Origin of the sequence: Rhizobium sophorae, assembly GCF_013087515.1 — a bacterium.
Lineage (GTDB): Bacteria > Pseudomonadota > Alphaproteobacteria > Rhizobiales > Rhizobiaceae > Rhizobium > Rhizobium sophorae.
Genome location: NZ_JABFCN010000010.1, coordinates 46,507 through 67,904 on the forward strand (window position 1 = coordinate 46,507; position 21,398 = coordinate 67,904).

Sequence of the window (21,398 nt, forward strand, 5' to 3'; positions counted from 1 at the left end):
CGGCGTTCCCGACGGGAGGAGAAACGTTTCAATGCTTGGCTATATCTTCAAGCGCGTGCTCTACATGATCCCGACCTTGTTTGGCATGTCGCTGATCTCGTTCCTGATCATCCAGCTGCCGCCGGGTGACTATCTGACGTCGATGATCGCCACCATGAGCGACAGCGGCCAGACCGTCGATCCCGCGCAGATCGAGCGGCTGAAGGAAATCTACGGCTTCGACGACCCCTTCTATATCCAATATCTGAAATGGATCTGGGGCATCGTCAGCCGCGGCGACTTCGGCTACTCCTTCGAATGGGGCCGGCCCGTCTCCGGGCTGATCTGGGGCCGCATGGGCTCGACGCTGGTGATCTCGCTCTTGAGCCTGCTCTTCGTCTGGATCGTGGCTTTGCCGATCGGCATCTATTCCGCTGTCCGCCGCCACTCCGTCGGCGATCATGTCTTCACATTTCTAGGCTTCATCGGCCTTGCGGTGCCGAACTTCATCCTGGCGCTGACGCTGATGTACATCGCCTATAAATATCTCGGCCAGAGCGTCGGCGGACTGATCTCGCCGGAATATGCCGAGGCGCCCTGGAGCCTCGCCAAGGTCGGCGATTTCCTCGCCCATCTCTGGATCCCGATCATCATCATCGGCGCATCCGGAACGGCAGCGATGATCCGCATCTTGCGCGCCAACCTGACCGACGAACTGCACAAGCCCTATGTCGTCACCGCCCGCGCCAAGGGACTGCCGGAATACAAGGTGATCCTCAAATATCCGGTCAGAATCGCGCTCAATCCCTTCGTCTCGGCGATCGGCTGGGTGCTGCCGCATCTCGTCTCCGGCGTGACGATCACCGCCATCGTGCTGAACCTTCCGACGGCCGGCCCGCTGCTTTTCCGCGCGCTGATCTCGCAGGACATGTATCTCGCCGGCAGTTTCATCCTGCTTTTGAGCGCGCTGACCCTCGTCGGCATGCTGCTGTCGGATCTGCTACTGGCGCTGCTCGATCCGCGCATCCGGTTCAATTGAGGGGAATGCGATGAGCACGCACGAAACCTTCGGAAACCACACCGGACCCCTCCACGTCGTCGCCGACGGCCCCTCGATCAGCCCGCTGAAACAGGGCAAGACCGTCTCGACCGCCGCGATCGGCCCCTGGCGGCTGGTCGCCGGCAAACTCATCCGCCAGAAAGTGGCGATGGTGGCCGGCGCTATCATCCTCTTCCTCTATCTGGTCGGCCTCTTCGCCGAATTCCTGGCGCCTGCTTTGCCGATGACCTCGCGACCGCAATATACCTATGCCCCGCCGCAGGGCTTCAGCTTCTTCGTCGAAAAGCCGGACGGCAGCTCGGAATTCAATTTCCATGTGAAGGGCTACAAGGTCGAGATCGACAAGGTGGCGCTGCGCCGCACTTTCGTCGTCGACGACACCAAGGTCGTCCCGATCGGCTTCTTCGTCAAAGGCGCAGCTTATAACCTCTGGGGGCTGATCCCGATGAACCGGCACCTGATCGGCCCCCTCAACCAGAACGACCCGATGTATCTGCTTGGCGCCGACCGGCTCGGCCGCGACGTCTTCTCGCGCCTCGTCTACGGCACGCGCGTATCCATGTCGATCGGCCTCGTCGGCGTCGCGATGTCGCTGATCCTGGGTGTCGTGCTCGGCTCGATCTCCGGCTTCTACGGCGGCTGGGTGGATACGCTGATCCAGCGTGTCATCGAGGTCGTCAGTGCCATGCCGACCATCCCACTGTGGCTCGGCCTGGCGGCGGCGATCCCGCTGACATGGTCGCCGGTCAATGTCTATTTCGTCATAACGATCATCGTCTCGCTGCTCGGCTGGACCAGCCTGGCGCGGGAAGTGCGCGGCCGGTTCCTGGCACTGCGCAGCGAGGATTTCGTCGTTGCCGCCCGGCTGGACGGATCGAGCGAGACGCGGCTGATCTTCCGCCATATCCTGCCCTCGCTGACGAGCCATATCCTTGCGGTCGTCACACTGGCCGTGCCGACCATGATCGTCGCCGAGACCTCGCTGTCCTTCCTCGGCATCGGCCTCAAGCCGCCGGTCGTCAGCTGGGGCGTGCTGCTGCAGGACGCCCAGAACATCCGCACCGTCGCCACCGCGCCGTGGCTCCTGATCTGGCCGTCGCTCGCAGTCGTCGTCGCCGTCCTGTCCTTCAATTTCTTCGGCGACGGCCTGCGCGATGCCGCCGACCCCTATGACAATTGAGGAGGAAACCATGACCGATCTTTCAGACGACGTCGTTCTCTCCGTCGAAAACCTCTCGATCGATTTCAGGCTGCGCACCCACATCCTGCACGCCGTCGAAAATGTCAGCTTCGAGCTGAAGCGCGGTGAGACGCTCTGCCTCGTCGGCGAAAGCGGCTCCGGCAAAAGCGTCACTGCCCGCTCGCTGCTGCAGATCGTCGACAGCCCCGGCCGCATCGTTTCCGGCCGCATCCTGCTCAACAACGGCGACGGGATCACCGATATCGCCGCGTTGAAGCCGTCGGATCGGGCAATGCGCGCCATCCGCGGCCGCCGCATCGGCCTGATTTTTCAGGAGCCGATGAGCTCGCTGTCGCCGGTGCACACCATCGGCTCGCAGATCATCGAGGCGGTGCGCCTGCACAGCAATCTCGACCAGCGCGCCGCCCGCGAAAGGACCGTCGAACTGCTGCGCCAAGTCGAAATTCCGAATCCGGACAAGATGGCCGACCGTTATACGTTCGAATTCTCCGGCGGCATGCGCCAACGCGCCATGATCGCCATGGCGCTTGCCGGCAATCCCGATATTCTCATCGCCGACGAACCGACGACGGCGCTCGACGTCACCACCCAGGCCGAGATCCTCGACCTGATCAAACGCCTGCAGGTCGAGCGCGGCATGGCCATGCTGCTCATCACCCATGACATGGGGATCGTCGCCGAAGTGGCAGACGACGTCGCCGTCATGCGCTTCGGCCGTATCGTCGAGCGCGGGCCGGTCGATACAATCTACCACGCCGCCGAACATCCCTATACCCGCCAACTACTCGCCTCGACGGTCAAGCTCACCCACCATGTCGAAGGCAGGCTGCCCGCTGTGGCGCTGTCGCCGCAGGCACCGCAACCGATCCTGTCCGTCCGTAACCTCAGTAAGATCTATGGCTGGCACGGCAAATCAAACACGCTGCGCGCCGTCGATGACGCCAGCTTCGATCTCTATCCCGGCGAAAACCTCGGTATCGTCGGCGAAAGCGGCTCCGGCAAGACGACGCTCGGCCGCCTGATCCTGCGCACCGTCGAGCCGACATCGGGCAGCATCACCTATCGCGGCAGGGACGGCGGCGAGATCGACGTCACGAAACTCACCAAGCGCGAACTCCGCACTTTCCACCGCGAAGTCCGCCTGGTTTTCCAGGATCCGTTCGCCTCGCTCAATCCGCGCATGACCGTCAAGGAGGTGATCGGCGATCCGCTTGTTGTCAACGGGCTGGCCAAGGGCAAGGCACTGGAGGACCGCGTCGCCGAACTGATGCGCCTCGTCGGCCTCGATCCGATGGGCATGGAGCGCTACCCGCATGCCTTCTCCGGCGGCCAGCGCCAGCGCATCGGCATCGCCCGCGCCCTTGCACTTGACCCGCGCATCATCATCGCAGACGAGGCGACGTCGGCGCTCGACGTCTCGATCCGCAGCCAGATCCTCGACCTGCTGCTCGATATCCGCCAGCGGCTGAACCTGAGCTTCATCTTCATCTCGCACGACATTTCGGTCGTGCGTTATTTTTGCGATCGCGTCGCCGTCATGCATCGCGGCAAAATCGTCGAACTTGGTGAGGCAGAACAGATCTGCACCGCTCCCGAAGAGGCCTACACCAAGAGCCTCATCTCCGCCGTTCCCAATCCCGACCCTCGCGACAAGCGCATGCTGCACCGGCATCGTTTCGTCGCGCCTGCCACTATCTAAGGACGATCCCGTGCCGAAATTTTCCGCCAACCTTTCCTTCCTCTACCAGGACCTGCCCTTTCTCGACCGTTTCGCCGCTGCCGCAAAGGACGGCTTCGGCGCGCTGGAATATCTCGGCCCCTATGCCGAGCCGAAGGAGAAGATCGCCGAGGCGCTGAAGGCGAGCGGCCTGAAACAGGCGCTCTTCAACGTGCCGTCCGGCGACTGGGCCGGCGGCGAGCGCGGCATTGCCTGCCTGCCGGACCGCGTAGAGGAGTTCCGCAACGGGGTCGCGCAGGCGCTCGATTATGCCAAGGCGCTCGATTGTCGGCAGGTGAATGTCATTTCCGGCCTCGTGCCTGGAGGTGCCAACCTGGAGACGCTGGAAAATGTGCTGGTCGACAATCTGAAATATGCAGCAAAACGCTGTGCCGACGCTGGCGTCAGGCTTTTGATCGAGCCGATCAATCTGCGCGATATTCCAGGTTTCTTCCTATCGACGACCACTCATGCCGAGCACATCCTCGACCGGGTCGGCTCGGACAATCTCTATATCCAGTATGACTTCTACCACATGCAGATCATGCAGGGCGACCTGATCCCGACCTTCACAAGGCTGAAGGAGAAGATCGCCCATGTGCAGATCGCCGACAATCCCGGCCGGGGCGAACCCGGCACCGGCGAGATCAACTACGGCTTCATCCTCTCCGAGCTCGACCGTCTCGGCTACGACGGCTGGGTCGGCTGCGAGTACAAGCCGAAATCCGGCACCAGCGAGGGCCTCGGCTGGATGAAACCCTATCTGAACTCAGCGAGAGCAGCATGAACATTGGATTTATCGGACTGGGCGTCATGGGCCGCCCGATGGCGGAACACCTGATCGACGCCGGCCACACGCTGCATCTGAGCCGCGTGAAGGAAGCCTCGCAGCATCTTGTCGACAAGGGCGGCAAAGCTGCCGCCAGCGCCAGGACGGTGGCGCAAGCCTCCGACATCGTCATCCTGATGCTGCCGGATACACCAGACGTCGAGGCGGTTCTCTTCGGTGAAGACGGCGTCGCCTCCGGCCTTTCCCAGGGCAAGCTCGTCATCGACATGAGTTCGATCTCGCCGGTGGCGACGAAGACCTTCGCCAAGCGCATCGAGGCGCTCGGTTGCGATTATCTCGATGCTCCCGTTTCCGGTGGTGAGGTCGGCGCCAAGGCAGCCTCGTTGACGATCATGGTTGGCGGCAAGGAGCAGGTTTTCGAACGCGCCAGGTCGCTTTTCGAAAAGATGGGCAAGAACATCACCCATGTCGGCGGTAGCGGCGACGGTCAGACGGCCAAGGTCGCCAACCAGATCATCGTCGGCCTGACGATCGAGGCGGTTGCCGAAGCGCTGCTCTTTGCCCGGAAGGCCGGCGCCGATCCGGCCAAGGTGCGCTCTGCGCTGATGGGCGGCTTTGCCGCTTCGCGCATCCTCGAAGTGCATGGCGAGCGGATGGTCAAGGGGACCTTTGAGCCCGGCTTCCGCATCCGTCTGCACCGCAAGGATATGACGCTTGCCGTCGATGCCGCCCGCGCACTCGATCTGTCGCTGCCGAACACGGCCGCCACGCAACAGCTAATGAATGCCGCGATCGCCAATGGCGACGGCGAACGCGACCATTCCGCCCTCATCCGCACCCTGGAACTCCTCGCCGGAGGGCCGCGCTAGATCAACGCTTTTTAGAACAACCGGACGACATCTTCGATTGCCGACCGCCGGAGCCTTCTTTCCGGACGGCGAAGCCATGTCCGGTCACCGATAGAGAAGGACAGGACAATGCTCAACAAAGATATCCAGCTGCCCTACGGCGCCGTCTATTTCCGCAAGTCGAATCCGCCTCGCGAGGATTGGGAACGTGACTACGCCACCGCTGGGCAAGACGGCCTCAACATCTTCCGCCACTGGTTCATGTGGAGCGCGATCGAAACCACCCCCGGCGTCTACGACTGGGAAGAATATGACCGCCAGATGGACCTTGCCGCCGCAAACGGCATCAAGACCGTTATCGCCGAGCTGATCCATGCCGTGCCGGACTGGGCAGTGCGCAAATATGCTCATGCATTGCAGGTCAATGCCGACGGCACCAAACTCGGCTCCTATATGGGTGTGTCGTCGGCGACCGGCGGCTTCTCCAACAATGGCGGCGGCGCCGGCGCTCTGACGCTGAACTGCCCCGAAGTGAAGGAAGCAGCGGGCAAATTCCTGACCGCGCTCGCCACCCGCTACAAGGATCATCCGGCGATCTATGGCTACGACGTCTGGAACGAGTGCAACTATTCCGCCGATGTCGATTACAGCCCCTATGCCAAGGCTGCCTTTCGCAAATGGCTGGAAAAGAAATACGGCAGCCTGAAGGTCCTGGCCAAGGCCTGGTACCGCTACAGCTATGCCGAATGGGAGGATATCGAGCCGCCGGTGCATATGGCACCCTATCCCGAATGCATCGACTGGCTGCAGTTCAAACGCGACAATTTCTATGACCAGATGCAATGGCGCATCGACACGATCCGCGCCGTCGACCAGAAGAACACCATCGTTGCCCACGGCATATCCGGCGCAATTCCCAACATGGCGGCCAACGGCTGCGACGACTGGCTCGCCGCCTCCAAGGTCGAGGTTTACGGCTTCACCTGGATCCAGGCCCGCAAGGGGTCGGAAGCGTGGAAGAACTGGTACGGCGTCGACATCAACCGCGCCGCCGCCCGCGGCAAGCCCTTCTGGCATGCCGAACGCCAGGGCGGCCCGCTCTGGCTTCAGCCGCAGGTGATCGGCCGCGACAAGGAAGATGGCCGCGTCGCCGAGCCCGAGGATATCCGTCTCTGGAGCATGACCTCACTTGCCGGCGGCGCCCGCGGCGTGATCAACCTGCGCTGGCGCCCGCTGCTCGATGGTCCACTCTTCGGCGCCTTCGGCTCCTACGGCATGGACGGCTCGCGCACGCCGCGCTCTGACATGGCAAGCGCCATGGCGAAATGGGCTAACGACAAGGCGCAGGCCACCCTCTGGGAGGCAAAGCCGGTGCGCGGCGAAGTCGGCATCCTCGTCGTTCGCGAAACTCAGGAATTCGATTACCTCCTGAACCACGACCGCAAGGAGAAACCCTATCCCGAAGCCATGTGGGGGGCCTATCGGGCCTTCCTCGAAAATGGCGTGCAGCCGGACTGGGTGCATATCGACGATATCGCAGCCTATGATTTCCTTTATTTCCCCTATCCGATCATGTTCACATCAGAGCAGGCGAAACGCCTGAAAGCCTGGGTCGAAAACGGCGGCACGCTGATTGCCGAGGCATGCCCCGGCTATTTCGGCGACCGTGGCCATGTCGGCACCGTGCAGCCGAACATGGGCCTCGACGAGGTCTTCGGCGCGCGCGAGGAGGAAGTCGAATTCATGCCCGATATCGGCGACCGCATCCATTTCGATCTCGACGGCGCGGCGGTCGACGGTGGCGGCTTCCTCCAGTCTTATCGGCTGACCGGCGGAACGGGACGCGGCCACTTCACCGACGGTCGTCTTGCCGTGGTCGAAAACGCCTATGGCAAGGGCCGCACGCTGCTGATCGGCACCAATCCCTCCGTCGCCTATTACCGCACGCAGGGTAAGGTGAATGGCGCTTTCTTCGCTGAGCTATTGAGATGGAGCGGGAAGAAGCGTCACGTAACGTTGTCGAATGCCGCCCTCTTCGCCCGTATCCACAAGGGAGAAAATGGCAGCTTCCTCTGGCTCGTCAATCCGACGAGAACGGCGCAGAAGACCGAGGTGACGCTCGCCCGAGGAGCACTTGCGCAAAGCCAGGCAGTCTGGCCGATCGACCATATCGGCAATAGTGGCATCGAGGTGCCGCCGCGCGATGTGCTGATCCTGCCGCTCGATAGCTGAAATTTCAGGATGCGGATGAACTGGCACTTTCGGCAAAGGCTTCAAGCTCGGGGTCGAAGTCGACCTCGACGACATTGTTGAAGACGGCGGTGGCCAGCATGATGCCGGCAAAGGCGACGAGATCGACCAGCACCTTGGTCTCGTAGCGCTCTTTCAGCTTTGCCCAGAGTTCGACGGGAACAGCGTTGGAATCGGCGACGATCGCCTTGCCGAAGGTGTCGAGCAGCGCTTCCTCGTCGGAAAGCTCCAGCGCATCGGGATTGAAACCGTTGTTGATCAGCGCCCTGCGAAAGAAGCTGATGGCGATCTTCGATTTCGCTGCCTTCGAGATGGCATGCGAGAAAATCCAGATCTCCCGGTCGCTGATGACGGGATCGAGCTCTGCCCGCAGCGTGAACCACTCGGAATAGATGCGATGGGCGACAGGCGAATGTAAGAGCGTGCGCTTCATGTTGGTCATGCGCCCACGCAGCCTGATTTCCTCGTCATGCGCCGCACGGATCTCTTCGGAAGCACTGTCGTAGTCGATCTGCGGGAGGTGGCTCATCGGGGCGCTCTTTCTGATGCATGAAGGGAAATCCGCTTGGCCGCCATGCGGCTCCCGCCTAGACTGACCAAATCGAAGGCGGAGGCAAGACATGAGCGAGGACCGAGAGCATCATCACGTCGACTGGCGCGAACATGGCGTCAAGGTCATCCCCGGCAATTCGCTCGATCCGAACACCGCCCAGACACCGGGCATGAACCGCGCGACCGCGATCAACAATGCACGCGCCGGCGCCGAAAAGATCTGGGCCGGTACGGTGACGATCCATGCCAACGCCAAGACCGGCGCCCATCACCATGGCGATCTCGAAAGCATCATCTACGTGGTCAAGGGCAGGGCCCGCATGCGCTGGGGCGAGCATCTGGAATATACCGCCGAGGCTGGCCCCGGCGACTTCATCTATGTTCCGCCTTATGTGCCGCATCAGGAGATCAACGCCAGCCGCGACGAGACGCTGGAATGCGTGCTCGTCCGCTCAGGCCAGGAACCAGTCGTCGTCAACCTCGACATCGAGCCGGTTGAGAAGCCGGAGGACGTCGCGTGGATCGACCCGATCCACCGGTAGCGCAATTCACCTCGAGCAAACGGCTGGCATCCTCAGCCGCCGAACGCTGTGCAAGGATCGTCGCAGACCGCTTTAGGCGTGGACGGCGCCTGCGCTGTTCATAACAGGGTTCTCTATGATCCGGCCGGTATCGGCAGCATAGAGGTGGATCTGGTCGTAATCGATCGCGATGCCGATCGGATCGCCCGACTTCACCTTCACGGCCTCAGTCAGCGCCACGGCAAAGGGCAGCCCATCGAAATCGGCGTGCACGACGCGGCTTGCACCGAGTTCTTCGATGAAATCGGCCGTTGCGGTGAGGGCGCCCGGCGCATCCGGGGCCACCAGCCGGGCGGCCTCGGCGCGCATGCCGAGCACTACGCGTTTGCCTTTCAGCGGTGCGGCGCGCTCGCGCGGCAGCGCGACCTTGCGGCTTTGATCGTAGACGAAGACACCCTCGTCATTGATCGTGCCCTCGAGCAAGTTCATCGCCGGCGTGCCGACGAAGCCGGCGACGAAGCGCGAGACCGGATGATGATAGACCTCTTCAGGCGTGCCGACCTGCTCCACCCTGCCGCCGTTCATCACCACCAGCCGGTCGGCCAGCGTCATCGCTTCGGTCTGGTCATGCGTGACGAAGATCGAGGTTGCGCTGAGGCGGCGGTGCAGGCGGCGGATTTCGGCGCGCATGGCGATGCGCAGCTTGGCGTCGAGGTTCGACAACGGCTCGTCGAAGAGAAACACCTTCGGCTCGCGGATCATCGCGCGGCCCATGGCGACGCGTTGGCGCTGGCCGCCGGAAAGGGCAGCCGGCCGGCGCTCGAGGAAGGGTTCGAGACTGAGCGCCTTGGCGACCTCGCCGATGCGCCGCTGACGCTCCGACTTCGAGACACCGGCCACCTTCAAGGCGTAGCCGATATTCTCGGCAACGCTCATATGCGGATAAAGCGCATAGTTCTGGAACACCATGGCACAGCCCCGCTCGCGCGGCTCCAGCTGGTTGACGACGCGGCCGTCAATGGCGATTTCACCGCCGGTGATTTCCTCGAGGCCGGCGATCATGCGCAGCAACGTGGACTTGCCGCAGCCGGAGGGGCCGAGGATGACGATGAACTCGCCCGACTGGATGTCGAGATCGACGCCGTGAACGACGGGGGTTTTGCCGTAGTTTTTCTTCACGCCACGAATGGAGATCGGTGCCAAGGGAGTACTCCTTCACTTCTCGGTGGAGATAAGGCCGCGTACGAACCAGCGCTGCATCAGAATGACGAGGATCAATGGCGGCGACATGATGATCAGGGTTCCGGCCATGGCGACGTTCCAGTCGGGCAGGCCGAATTCGGACGGGATGAGGGTCTTGAGCTGCGTCACGGCGATGCCGAAATTCGGATCGGTAGTGATCAGCAGCGGCCAGAGATACTGGTTCCAGGCCCAGACGAACATGATCGTGAAGAGTGCGATCATGTTCGGCCGCGAAAGCGGCAGCAGAATGTCCCAGAAGAACCGGACCGGACCCGATCCGTCCATCTTCGAGGCCTCGGCCAGCTCGTCGGGAACCGTCAGGTAGAACTGCCGGTAAAGGAAGGTGCCGGTCGCGGTCGCGACCAGCGGCAGAACGAGGCCGGGATAGGAATTCAGCAGGCCCCATTCGAGCTTGATCTGAATGCCGGTGACCTGTGCGACGAGCCAGCTTATGCCGGTGACTTCGAGGATCGTCTGGAACGGCTGCAACGCGTTGGCCGCAATCGAATAGGTCGGCACGATGCGGACTTCCAGCGGCAGCATCAGCGTGATGAAGATGATCCAGAAAATCACATACCGGCCGCGGAAGCGGAAGTAGACGATCGAGAAGGCTGCCATGGAAGACAGCATGACCTTGCCGGCGCCGACGGTTGCGGCGAAGATGATGCTGTGGAACAGCTTGTTGCCGAGATCGGCGCGAACCCAGGCGGTCTGCGCGTTTTCCCAGAAATGCGAGCCCGGCATCAGCGGCAGCGGCACGCGATTGACCGTCTCCAGATCGAGGGTCGACGCGATGATGACGATGGCGAAAGGCAGAAGCGCGATCACCATGCCAAGCGCGAGAAGCGTATAGCAGATGAAGTTGAATATCGGCGTGCGTTCGATCATGTCCGCGACCTCACTTGTAGTGCACGCGCCGCTCGATGAAGCGGAACTGGAAGATTGTGAGAAGGACAACGAGCACCATCAGGATGATGGACTGCGCTGCAGCACCCGAATAATCGAGACCCCTGAAGCCGTCGAAATAGATCTTATAGACCATGAGCTCGGTGGCGCGCGCCGGGCCGCCCTGCGTCATGACATCGACGATACCGAAGGAATCCTGGAAGCTTTCGGTGATGTTGATGACGAGCAGGAAGAACAGCGTCGGCGTCAGCAGGGGCAGCTGGATATCCCAGATCCGGCGCATCGGCCCCGAACCATCCATTGCGGCGGCCTCGATCAGCGAGCGCGGAATGCCTTGCAGCGCCGAGAGGAAGAAGATGAAGTTGTAGCCGACATATTTCCAGGAGAAGGCGACAACGACCGCGATCATCGCATCTTTGCCGTCGAGCGCGGGGTTCCAGAGGCCGGGCCAGACGTGGTTGATGACGGACAGAAGGCCGGCCTCCGGCGCCAGGATGAAGCGGAAGGCGAGGCCGAGAGCGGGAGCGGCAATCGCGTAAGGCCAGATGAAGACTGACCGATAGACCTTGTGACCACGCAGTTCACGATCCGTCAAAAGCGCCAGGATCAGCGCCAGCCCCATGGCAATGGCCGTCGAGCTGAAGCCGAAGATCATGCTGCGGGTAATCGAGTCCCAATAGATCGGATCGGTGAGCAACTGTCTGAAATTGTCGAAACCGACCCAGGCATTGCCGCCGCCCCATGGCTGCTCGAGCGTGAACGCCCAATAGAGCGCCTGCGCGCTCGGCCAATAGAAGAAGACGAAGATCAGCAACAGCATCGGAAATGCGAAGAGCAGCCCGATTGTCGTTGAGGAGAAAGTGACGCGCTTTTCCATGGGTGGTCGTTTTCGGCCTGATGTGGTTAGGCGCGGGCGGCGAGTTCGCAGCCGCGACAAATGAGAGACTTACAAAGACGCACCCGGCGCGCAAAACGCGGGCCGGGTGCGGCTCATATCAACCGATCAGGGGAGCTGAACGTTCTTGTAGGTTTGCTGGAAGCGACGCAGCAGCGTATTGCCGCGTTCGGCAGCGCTGTCGAGCGAAGCCTGGACATCGGCATTGTTGACGAAGATTGCCTGCAGACCATTGGCGATTTCGGTGCGGACCTGCAGCAGGCCACCGAGACGGATGCCCTGCGGAGCTGCATCGCCAGCAGGCGATGCGGTCAGGCTCTGAATGGCGAGTTCACGGCCAGCGTAAGGCGCCTTGTCGTAAAAGCCCTGCTTCTTCAGATATTCGAAGCCGGAGTTACGAACCGGAATGTAGCCGGTAACGGTCGACCAGGTCAGCGCTTCTTCCGGCTTGGCAATGAAGTTGAAGAAGGCAGCGGCAGCCTTGTATTCAGCGTCGGAATGACCCTTCAGAACCCAGAGCGAAGCGCCGCCGACATAAGAACTGTGCCGGGTCGCATCGCCGTAGGTCGGGAGCATAGCAACGTCCCAGTTCATGCCTTGCTTGGCGGTGCGGCCAACGTTGCCGTGGTCGCCGACCGAGGTCAGGATGACCTGGCAGTCGCCAGCGGCAAAGGCTTCGACGAAGGTCTGACCGACAGCCTTGTTCTTGATGACGGCCAGCTTGTTGTCGTACCAGGACTTGAGGTCCTTGACGTAGCTGACGAGAAGCGGGTTCTTGTTGAACACCAGCTCGGCGTCGAGACCTTCAAAGCCGTTCTTCTTCGTGGCGATCGCTTCGCCGTTCACGGCTTCGAACTGCTCGATGTACTGCCAGACTTCGTTGTTGGAGATGTCAAAGCCGAGCGGGCAAGCATAGCCTGCATCCTTCAGAGCCTTGAGGTCCTCGCCTGCTTCTTTCCAGGTCGCCGGAGCATGATCCTTGCCAATCTTGGCGAAGGCGTCCTTGTTCCAGTAGAGAAGAGCGGTCGAGGAGTTGAAGGGGAAGGAGTACATCTCGCCCTTCGATGTCGCGTAGTAGCCGGAGATACCGGAGAAGTAGTCCTTCCAGTCGACATTGTAGCCCATGTCGGTCATCAGCTTGTTGGCCGGGTAGTAGGCGCCGGAAAGCATGATGTCGAGAGTGCCGGCGTCGGAGACCTGGGCGATGGTCGGCTGCTTGCCGGCGCGGAAGGCAGCAATGGTGTTCTGCAGGGACGCGTCGTAGCTGCCCTGGCTGGTGCAGACCACTTCGTAGTCGGCCTGCGACTGGTTGAAGCGATCGCACTGCTCCTGGACACGTTTTGCGATGTCACCGGAATTGCCGAACCAGAAGTCAATCTTGGTCTTATCGGCGGCGGCAGCGGGACCAGCAAGAAACGCTGTAGCGAGAAGGGCGCCAACGGCGCCGAGAAGCTTGGCTTGCATGAGAACCTCGAACGTAAAAGGGACGCGCACTTTCAGCGCACGCCCTATTAGCTGGTTCAAATTGCCACGGCCAATGAATATTACATGACATGAAACAACCCAAATACAGATGTCATAAAACCTTCACGCAGCCGTTATTCGCAAATCCCAGAGAAATATTTAGAGAATTTTCAAAGATTGCTTCAGCATGTTGTCAATAAATTACAACTATATTCGAAAAAATGGAATTTTAGGGCATACTTAATATTTATTTATATTGCGACAGAGCACCTTTATTCGGCCGCTCCGACCCAACGAAACTTGTAAAAACACCCGCATTTTTGCCGTTGCACTGGTGTGCAACCCCAGGGTTTAGGCCTCATGATTGAAGGGAATCCTTCAGGATCGCCGCAAAACGCGGATCGAATGCCCGGCTGATCGGTCCAGCGGCAGCACCAAGCGCCACCGACCAGGGATCGGCCATGCCGGGCTGCAGGCGCGGCAGCGTCCGGCCACGGCGCTCGGCGATCGACGGCAGCAGCGGGCCGATTGCCGCAATCAGCCTGCTCACCAGCGCTTCCGGCGCGCTGCCGCAGAGGATCACCGTCTGCGGATCGAACAGCGTTTCGATGAGATGGATACTCCAGCGCAGGTCCACTGCCGCTGCTTCGACCCAGGCGTGGATGCTTTGGTCGCCTTTCAAGGCAAGATCGTTGATGCGTGCATGGAGATGAGGATCGGCGGGATCGACGGACAGATGCTGATAGAGCGAGGCCAGCGAGGCGCGATGCTCGAGCGGCGTCGATTTGCCGTCGGCAAACAACAACGCCATACCGATCTCGCCGGCATTGCCGTTGGTGCCGCGGTAGAGATCGCCATTCAGAATGAGGCCGGCGCCAATGCCATAGCCGACGAAGAGGCAGACGGCATGGTCGAGGCCATGGGCGGCTCCCACCATGCGCTCGGCGGTCGCCGCCGCCGCCGCATCGTTCTGCAGGCCGACATCGAGCCCGGTGCCGGCGCTCAGCGTTTCCAACAACGGAAATTTCTGCCAGGCCTCCATCATCCACGGATCGTCGCCGCTGCCGGCAACCCCGAAAGGCCCGGGCATGGCGGCACCGAGGCCGACCAGCCGCTTTTCCGATTGCTGGACGATCCCGGCAAGCTTTGAGCGTACGCCGGCGACTAGATCGAGGATGACCCTCGTCCCGCTAGATGGACCTCCAGGCGGGAGGCCGGACTCGTCACGCACAAGAACGCTGCCGACGAGATCGACGGCGACCGCCCGCGTCACATGCCGGTCGATCTGCAGGCCGATCGCAAAGGCGCCTTCGGGCACCAGGCCGTAGGGCGTCGAGGGCTGGCCCCTGCCCTTCCGTACCGCCTCCTGCGAGCTGACGAGACCGTCGCGCTCGAGTTCCTCGATGATATTGGACACCGTCTGCTTGGTCAGCCGCGTCGCCCGCGCCAGATCGGCGCGTGAAAGCGCTCCGTTGATCCTCAGGGCATCGATCATCACGCGCCGGTTATGGGCGCTGGTGCCTTCGTGATTGGTGCCACTCTTCGCCCGGATCGGGCGGCTGTCATTCATGTGCAATTCCCTCTTGACTCCAATAGAATGTTGACGAAGTAATAAGTCAAGACAATTGACTTAATAAGGGACCGGAGAGTCCCAGGGAACGCAGGAGGCCGGCAAGAGCTCCGACAACGCTCCGAGACGACGAACCGGCACGCTTTCGCGCGTGCCCTCTCGAACACCGATGGCGGAGGACCGCCCTCGGCAATGCGTAAATGTCAAAAACTGGAGGTTGCAATGCTGAAATCCTTTAACAAGACGCTTCTCGGTGCGGCCTTGATCGGCGCATCCTTTGCGCCGCACGCTTTCGCCGAAACGACGCTGAACGCGCTGTTCATGGCGCAGGCCGCCTATAGCGAGGCCGATGTGCGCGCCATGACCGACGCCTTCGCCAAGGCGAATCCCGGTATCAAGGTCAATCTAGAATTCGTTCCCTATGAAGGCCTGCACGACAAGACGGTGCTGGCGCAGGGTTCGGGCGGTGGTTACGACGTTGTCCTCTTCGACGTCATCTGGCCCGCCGAATACGCCACCAACAAGGTGCTGGTCGACGTCTCCTCTCGCGTCACCGACGAGATGAAGAAGGGCGTGCTGCCGGGTGCCTGGACCACCGTGCAATACGACGGCAAATATTACGGCATGCCGTGGATCCTCGACACCAAATATCTGTTCTATAACAAGGAAATCCTCGAAAAGGCCGGCATCAAGACCCCGCCCAAGACCTGGGACGAACTGACCGAGCAGGCAAAGACGATCAAGGACAAGGGCCTGCTCGCCACGCCGATCGCCTGGAGCTGGTCGCAGGCCGAAGCCGCGATCTGCGACTACACCACGCTCGTCAGCGCCTATGGCGGCGATTTCCTGAAGGACGGCAAGCCGGCCTTCCAGACCGGCGGCGGCCTCGATGCGCTGAAATACATGGTCTCCAGCTACTCCTCGGGCCTCACCAATCCGAACTCCAAGGAATTCCTGGAAGAGGACGTCCGCAAGGTCTTCGAAAACGGCGATGCCGCCTTCGCGCTGAACTGGACCTACATGTACAACATGGCCAACAATCCGAAGGACAGCAAGGTCGCGGGCAAGGTCGGCGTCGTGCCGGCGCCGGGTATTGCCGGCAAGAGCGAGGCTTCGGCCGTCAACGGCTCCATGGGCCTCGGCATCACCTCGGCCAGCCAGCATCCCGATGAAGCCTGGAAATACATCACCTTCATGACCTCGCAGGCGACGCAGAATGCCTATGCCAAGCTCAGCCTGCCGATCTGGGCGTCTTCCTATGAGGACCCAGCGGTCACCAAGGGCCAGGAAGAGTTGATCTCCGCCGCCAAGATCGGCCTTGCTGCGATGTATCCACGTCCGACGACGCCGAAATATCAGGAGCTCTCGACCGCGCTGCAGCAGGCGATCCAGGAAGCGCTGCTCGGCCAGTCCTCGCCCGAGGACGCGCTGAAGTCGGCAGCCGACAATAGCGGCCTCTGAGCAACGCATGAAACCCCGGGCGGCGGCTGCAGTCGCCCGGTCTCCAGAACCTATGAAGAATAAGGGTCGCCTCGATGTCGAGCACTTGGCTGACAACGCGCGCGTGGCTTTTGATGCTACCGCTTCTCGTGGTCATGATATCCGTCATCGGCTGGCCTCTGATCGATACCGTCGGTCTCTCCTTCACCGACGCCAAGCTGGTCGGCACCGAAGGAAACTTCGTCGGCATCGACAATTACGTGAAGATGATCTCCGGTTCGAATTTCCAGCGCACGCTCGTCACCACCGCATGGTTCGCGATCGTCTCGGTCGCCGCCGAAATGGTGATCGGCGTGCTCGCCGCCCTGCTGCTGAACCAGCAATTCCGCGGTCGCACCGCGCTTCGCGCCCTGATGATCCTGCCCTGGGCGCTGCCGACCGTCGTCAACGCCACGCTCTGGCGGCTGATCTACAATCCCGAATATGGTGCGCTGAACGCCGCACTCACTCAACTCGGCCTGCTGGAGGCCTACCGTTCCTGGCTCGGCGAACCGGGCACGGCGCTGGCGGCCCTCATTGTCGCCGATTGCTGGAAGAATTTCCCGTTGGTGGCGCTGATCGCGCTGGCCGCACTCCAGGCCGTGCCGCGCGACATCACCGCCGCCTCGCTGGTCGACGGCGCTGGCGCTTTCGCCCGCTTCCGCTTCGTCATCCTGCCTTATCTCGCCGGCCCGCTGATGGTGGCGCTGGTGCTGCGCACGATCGAAGCCTTCAAGGTGTTCGACATCATCTGGGTCATGACCCGCGGCGGCCCGGCCAACAGCACGCGTACGCTGTCTATCCTCGTCTATCAGGAGGCCTTCTCCTTCCAACGGGCGGGCTCCGGCGCCTCGCTGGCGTTGATCGTCACGCTGCTGGTGACGCTGCTTGCTGCCGGCTATGCCGCCCTGGTGCGCAGGACCGCGGGGAGTGCAGCCTGATGGAACGCCAGAGCCCACTTTTTTCCGCCTTCATCCACCTCTGCGCGCTGCTGCTTGCCGCCGTCATCCTGGCGCCGATCCTGTGGCTGTTCATCATGAGCATCTCGCCGGCCGCCGACCTTGCTGCAAAGCCGCTGCGCTGGTGGCCGCAGACGGCGGATTTCTCGCGCTACGGCGTGCTGCTCTCGACGCTCGAAAACAGCGCCGGCGCCGCCTTCACCTCGTCGCTGCGCAACAGCATCGAGGTGGCTGGCATGGCGACGATCGCCGCCATCGCACTCGCTATTCCGGCCGGCTGGGCGGTGTCACGCACGCCCTCTGTGGGATGGTCGCTGTCAATGGTGATCGCCACCTACATGCTGCCGCCGGTGGCGCTCGCGGTGCCGCTCTATATGGGCCTTTCCCGTCTCGGCATGCTGAACAACGTCTTCGGCCTTGCCCTGGTTTATTTGACGATCCTAGCCCCCTTCACCACCTGGCTGATGAAGTCGGGCTTCGATTCCATCCCGCGCGAGATCGAATCCGCCGCGATGATCGACGGCGCCGGCCTCTTCCAGACGCTCAGGATCATCACGCTGCCGTTGGCCGCCCCCGTGGTGGCGACGTCAAGCCTCTTTGCCTTCCTGCTTGCCTGGGATGAATTCTTCTATGCGCTGCTCTTCACTTCCGACCAGCGCGCCAAGACCTTGACCGTCGCCATTGCCGATCTCGCCGGCGGCCGCGTTTCCGATTATGGATTGATCGCGACGGCAGGTGTGCTCGCCGCCCTGCCCCCGGTGCTGATCGGTCTCGTCATGCAACGCGCCCTGATTTCGGGGCTCACCAGCGGCGGCGTCAAGGGATGAACATGACAGAAGAAAGAACCCGGCCGGCCGGACTTGCCGCGATCGATCACGAAATGGCGCGCCAGCATGCCGATGCGATCGTCTCCTATGAAGCGGCCCAGCCGATGGCGGCGAGGGCCGCCGCTTCGCTGAAAAAGACCGGCAGGCTGCTGCTCATCGGCATGGGCGGCTCGCATGCCGTCAACCGCGCCGTCGAGCCGCTCTACCGGGCCCTCGGCGTCGATGCCGTTGCCTTGCCGCTGTCCGAACAGCTCGGCCAGCCGCTGCCGATCGCCGGCAGGACGATCTTCGTCACCTCACAATCCGGCGAAAGCGCCGAGGTCATACGCTGGTTCAACGAGACGGGCGGCACGGAGGAGACTTTCGGCCTGACACTCGAAGGCAATTCCTTCCTCGCAAGAACCGCCCCGTCGCTGGTGGGCAGCGGCGGCACCGAGCTCGCCTTCGCCGCGACCCGCAGCCTGACGGTGACTTTCGCCCTGCATCTGGCGATCCTTTCTGCTCTTGGCGAAGATCCTGACACCGCCCTTGCCGCCCTCAAGGCGCCGGAAGATCATGACATCGCCGCCGCTCTCTCGGCGCTCGAAAACGTCGCAACCATTGTCACGTCAGGCCGCCGGCTGCAGGGTATCGCCGAGGCGCTCGCGCTCGGTTTGACCGAGCTGTCGCGCCGTCCCTGCTTCTCGCTCGAAGGCGGCCAGCTGCGCCACGGACCGATGGAGATGCTGGGGCCGGAGGTCGGCGTCGTGCTGTTCCGTGGCATGGATGAAACCGCCGACCTGGTGACGGCAATGGCGGTGTCCGCCGTCGAGACCGGCGCCCCGGTCATCCTGTTCGACGCATCCGGGCAAGCGCCGGTCGCCGGCGCTGTGACGATCCGCTTTACGCCTGCAACGGGCCTTGCCGCGATCTTCGCCATGCTGCCGGTCGCCCAGCGGCTGATGATCGCCTTTGCCGATGCCCGCGTCCAGAATGCCGGAACCCCGGTTCGATCCACCAAAATCACCCGGAGCGAATGAATGCGGCCGCTTGCAGTCATCGGCAACGTCAATGTCGACCTGATCCTTGGACCGGCCGCCCCCTGGCCGAAAGCCGGGACGGAAATCATCGTCGATCATGACGAGTTGCGGGTCGGCGGAGCCGCCGGCAACAGCGCGCTCGCCTGGCAAGCGCTCGGCGTCGAATTCGAGATCGCCGCCAATATCGGCAGTGATCAGTTCGGTCGCTGGCTGAGCGAAGCCTTCGGCCACCGTTCCGACAAGTGGTCCGTACGTCCTGAGAAAACGACGCTCTCCGTTGGCATCACCCATCCGGACGGCGAGCGCACCTTCTTCACGACGAGGGGCCACCTGCCGCGTTTCAGCCTGGCAGACGTGTTCGCCGTCATCGAGGGCGCCAGACTGCAGGGCGGCTATGCCCTTCTCTGCGGCTCGTTCCTGACCGACGATCTGACAGAAGAATACGGCAAGTTCTTCGACTGGGCCGACGGCCATGGCATTACCGTCGCCCTCGATACCGGCTGGCCGCTCGACGGCTGGACGGACGATAATTGCGCAGCGACACGCGCCTGGCTCTCCCGCAGTGGCATCGCACTGCTGAACGAAGTCGAATCGACGACGCTTGCCGGTATCGCCGACCCGATCGAGGCCGCCCGTCAAATCCGGTCGCACATGCCGGAAGGCGCGATCGTCGTCGTCAAGCGCGGCCCTGATGGCGCCGTGGCGATCGGGCCGGACGGACAATTGGTTTCGGTCGCAGCGCCGGTTGTCGAGGTCGTCGATACGATCGGCGCCGGCGACGTCTTCAACGCAGCCTTTCTCGCCGCGCTCGCGAGCGATGCGCCGCTGGTTTCCTGCCTGATGGCAGGAACCGAGGTTGCCTCGCGCGCCATCTCCACTCTTCCCCGCAACTATGGCGGCCCGACATCTCTTCAGGAGCCCGTGCGATGAGCGCGCTCGAAATTCAAGACATCCGCAAGACCTATGGCGACGTCGAGACGCTGAAAGGCATCGACATCTCGTTGGAAAGCGGCGAATTCCTGGTGCTGCTCGGCTCCTCCGGCTGCGGCAAGTCCACACTGCTGAACATCATCGCCGGCCTTGCCGAGGCGACGAGCGGCGATATCAGGATCGGTGGACGCTCGGTGCTCGGCGTGCATCCGAAGGACCGCGACATCGCCATGGTCTTCCAATCCTACGCGCTCTATCCAAACCTGACGGTGCACCGGAACATCGGCTTCGGTCTTGAAATGCGCAAGGTGCCGGCGCAGGAGCGCGACAGGGCCGTGCGCGACGCCGCAAAGCTCCTGCAGATCGAAAACCTCCTCGACCGCAAGCCGAGCCAGCTTTCCGGCGGCCAGCGTCAGCGGGTCGCGATCGGGCGCGCGCTGGTGCGTAAGCCTGAGGTATTCCTCTTCGACGAGCCGCTCTCCAACCTTGATGCCAAGCTGCGCATGGAGATGCGTACCGAGATCAAGCGGCTGCATCAGATGCTGAAGACCACGGTCGTCTATGTCACCCATGACCAGATCGAGGCGATGACCCTTGCAAGCCGCATCGCCGTCATGCGCGACGGCCGCATCGAGCAGTTGGGCACGCCGGAGGAGATCTACAACCATCCGGCAACGCTCTATGTCGCGACCTTCGTCGGGGCCCCGCCGATGAATCTGCTGAAGGCAACGGCGCGCGACGGTCGCCTGGCGCTTTCAGGCTCCGATGCCAGCCTGCCTCTGCCCGCCCGGTTCCGCCAGACGGCCGGCAATGGACGCGACCTTATCCTCGGCATCCGTCCCGAGGCGCTTCGCACGGACGGCACTGGCCTGTCGATCGAGGCAACCCTTGAGGTCGCAGAACTGACCGGCCCGGAACTCGTCGTCACCGCCCTTGCCGGAAATCAGCGGCTGATGGCCTGCCTGCCGCCACGCACACCGATCCGCGACAACGAAAAGCTCATCCTCTTTTTCGACGAGGAGGCGATGCATCTCTTCGACCCGGAAACCGGTCTCTGTTGCGGCCGCTAGAGCATGTCGCGCAAAAGTGCGCAGCGGTTTTGCGACAACGACAGACGTAAAAACAAAGACCTAGGAGCTGTGGACACTTATCTGAGCCATAGGATTGTTGCGGCCAAAGCGAGCATGGC

At 62.2% G+C, this 21,398-nt stretch carries 19 protein-coding genes; 13 read left to right on the plus strand and 6 right to left on the minus strand.

Annotated features, from left to right (window positions below):
- Window positions 1–31: 31 nt before the first annotated feature.
- The 6 genes from G9X64_RS06700 (at window position 32) to G9X64_RS06725 (ending at window position 7,827) form a co-directional block, all read left to right on the plus strand.
- Window positions 32–1,018, plus strand: coding sequence for an ABC transporter permease (locus G9X64_RS06700; RefSeq protein ID WP_171376218.1), 987 nt, complete (start codon window positions 32–34; stop codon window positions 1,016–1,018).
- A 10-nt stretch (window positions 1,019–1,028) separates the two neighbouring features.
- Window positions 1,029–2,219 (plus strand): ABC transporter permease, encoded by a 1,191-nt coding sequence (locus G9X64_RS06705; RefSeq protein ID WP_168311712.1) that lies wholly within the window; start codon window positions 1,029–1,031, stop codon window positions 2,217–2,219.
- Window positions 2,220–2,229: 10 nt separating this feature from the next.
- Window positions 2,230–3,939 carry an ABC transporter ATP-binding protein gene (locus G9X64_RS06710; RefSeq protein ID WP_171376219.1) on the plus strand — a complete coding sequence of 570 codons (1,710 nt, stop codon included), beginning with the start codon at window positions 2,230–2,232 and terminating at the stop codon, window positions 3,937–3,939.
- Window positions 3,940–3,949: 10 nt separating this feature from the next.
- A complete protein-coding gene (gene otnI / locus G9X64_RS06715) occupies window positions 3,950–4,744 on the plus strand; it encodes a 2-oxo-tetronate isomerase (RefSeq protein ID WP_168314334.1) in 795 nt (264 codons plus the stop codon).
- Window positions 4,741–5,616 carry a 2-hydroxy-3-oxopropionate reductase gene (locus G9X64_RS06720; protein WP_171376220.1) on the plus strand — a complete coding sequence of 292 codons (876 nt, stop codon included), beginning with the start codon at window positions 4,741–4,743 and terminating at the stop codon, window positions 5,614–5,616. The genes otnI and G9X64_RS06720 overlap by 4 nt, the downstream gene beginning before the upstream one ends.
- A gap of 108 nt (window positions 5,617–5,724) precedes the next feature.
- Complete coding sequence (locus G9X64_RS06725; RefSeq protein ID WP_171376221.1) at window positions 5,725–7,827, plus strand: beta-galactosidase; 2,103 nt, start codon at window positions 5,725–5,727, stop codon at window positions 7,825–7,827.
- Window positions 7,828–7,831: 4 nt separating this feature from the next.
- On the opposite strand, the gene G9X64_RS06730 is transcribed toward G9X64_RS06725, so the two are convergent.
- Window positions 7,832–8,374 (minus strand): carboxymuconolactone decarboxylase family protein, encoded by a 543-nt coding sequence (locus G9X64_RS06730; protein WP_171376222.1) that lies wholly within the window; start codon window positions 8,372–8,374, stop codon window positions 7,832–7,834.
- Between the two features lie 91 nt (window positions 8,375–8,465).
- Between G9X64_RS06730 and G9X64_RS06735 the strand changes: the two genes are divergently transcribed.
- The gene (locus tag G9X64_RS06735) at window positions 8,466–8,939 is read left to right on the plus strand and encodes a cupin domain-containing protein (protein ID WP_171376223.1); all 474 of its coding nucleotides are present in this window, start codon (window positions 8,466–8,468) and stop codon (window positions 8,937–8,939) included.
- Window positions 8,940–9,011: 72 nt separating this feature from the next.
- On the opposite strand, the gene G9X64_RS06740 is transcribed toward G9X64_RS06735, so the two are convergent.
- From G9X64_RS06740 to G9X64_RS06760, 5 genes are all read right to left on the minus strand, one after another.
- Window positions 9,012–10,121 carry a sn-glycerol-3-phosphate import ATP-binding protein UgpC gene (locus tag G9X64_RS06740; RefSeq protein WP_171376224.1) on the minus strand — a complete coding sequence of 370 codons (1,110 nt, stop codon included), beginning with the start codon at window positions 10,119–10,121 and terminating at the stop codon, window positions 9,012–9,014.
- A gap of 12 nt (window positions 10,122–10,133) precedes the next feature.
- Window positions 10,134–11,048, minus strand: a complete 915-nt coding sequence (locus tag G9X64_RS06745; RefSeq protein WP_171376225.1) for an ABC transporter permease subunit — start codon at window positions 11,046–11,048, stop codon at window positions 10,134–10,136.
- A 10-nt stretch (window positions 11,049–11,058) separates the two neighbouring features.
- Window positions 11,059–11,943 (minus strand): carbohydrate ABC transporter permease, encoded by an 885-nt coding sequence (locus tag G9X64_RS06750; RefSeq protein WP_171376226.1) that lies wholly within the window; start codon window positions 11,941–11,943, stop codon window positions 11,059–11,061.
- A 126-nt stretch (window positions 11,944–12,069) separates the two neighbouring features.
- Window positions 12,070–13,425, minus strand: a complete 1,356-nt coding sequence (locus G9X64_RS06755; RefSeq protein WP_171376227.1) for an extracellular solute-binding protein — start codon at window positions 13,423–13,425, stop codon at window positions 12,070–12,072.
- 358 nt (window positions 13,426–13,783) lie between these two features.
- On the minus strand, window positions 13,784–14,995 hold the full coding sequence (locus tag G9X64_RS06760) for an ROK family transcriptional regulator (protein ID WP_168314339.1): 1,212 nt from the start codon (window positions 14,993–14,995) through the stop codon (window positions 13,784–13,786).
- Window positions 14,996–15,217: 222 nt separating this feature from the next.
- Here G9X64_RS06760 and G9X64_RS06765 point away from each other — a divergent pair, with 222 nt between their 5' ends.
- The 6 genes from G9X64_RS06765 (at window position 15,218) to G9X64_RS06790 (ending at window position 21,279) form a co-directional block, all read left to right on the plus strand.
- On the plus strand, window positions 15,218–16,456 hold the full coding sequence (locus G9X64_RS06765) for an extracellular solute-binding protein (RefSeq protein ID WP_171376228.1): 1,239 nt from the start codon (window positions 15,218–15,220) through the stop codon (window positions 16,454–16,456).
- A 74-nt stretch (window positions 16,457–16,530) separates the two neighbouring features.
- The gene (locus G9X64_RS06770) at window positions 16,531–17,415 is read left to right on the plus strand and encodes a carbohydrate ABC transporter permease (RefSeq protein ID WP_168311723.1); all 885 of its coding nucleotides are present in this window, start codon (window positions 16,531–16,533) and stop codon (window positions 17,413–17,415) included.
- Window positions 17,415–18,260, plus strand: coding sequence for a carbohydrate ABC transporter permease (locus G9X64_RS06775; protein ID WP_168314340.1), 846 nt, complete (start codon window positions 17,415–17,417; stop codon window positions 18,258–18,260). Before G9X64_RS06770 ends, G9X64_RS06775 begins: the two co-directional genes overlap by 1 nt.
- Window positions 18,257–19,279 (plus strand): SIS domain-containing protein, encoded by a 1,023-nt coding sequence (locus tag G9X64_RS06780; RefSeq protein WP_171376229.1) that lies wholly within the window; start codon window positions 18,257–18,259, stop codon window positions 19,277–19,279. The genes G9X64_RS06775 and G9X64_RS06780 overlap by 4 nt, the downstream gene beginning before the upstream one ends.
- Entirely contained in the window at window positions 19,280–20,209 is a 930-nt protein-coding gene (locus tag G9X64_RS06785; protein ID WP_168314342.1) for a PfkB family carbohydrate kinase, read from the plus strand.
- The gene (locus G9X64_RS06790) at window positions 20,206–21,279 is read left to right on the plus strand and encodes an ABC transporter ATP-binding protein (RefSeq protein WP_171376230.1); all 1,074 of its coding nucleotides are present in this window, start codon (window positions 20,206–20,208) and stop codon (window positions 21,277–21,279) included. Before G9X64_RS06785 ends, G9X64_RS06790 begins: the two co-directional genes overlap by 4 nt.
- The last annotated feature ends 119 nt before the right edge of the window (window positions 21,280–21,398 follow it).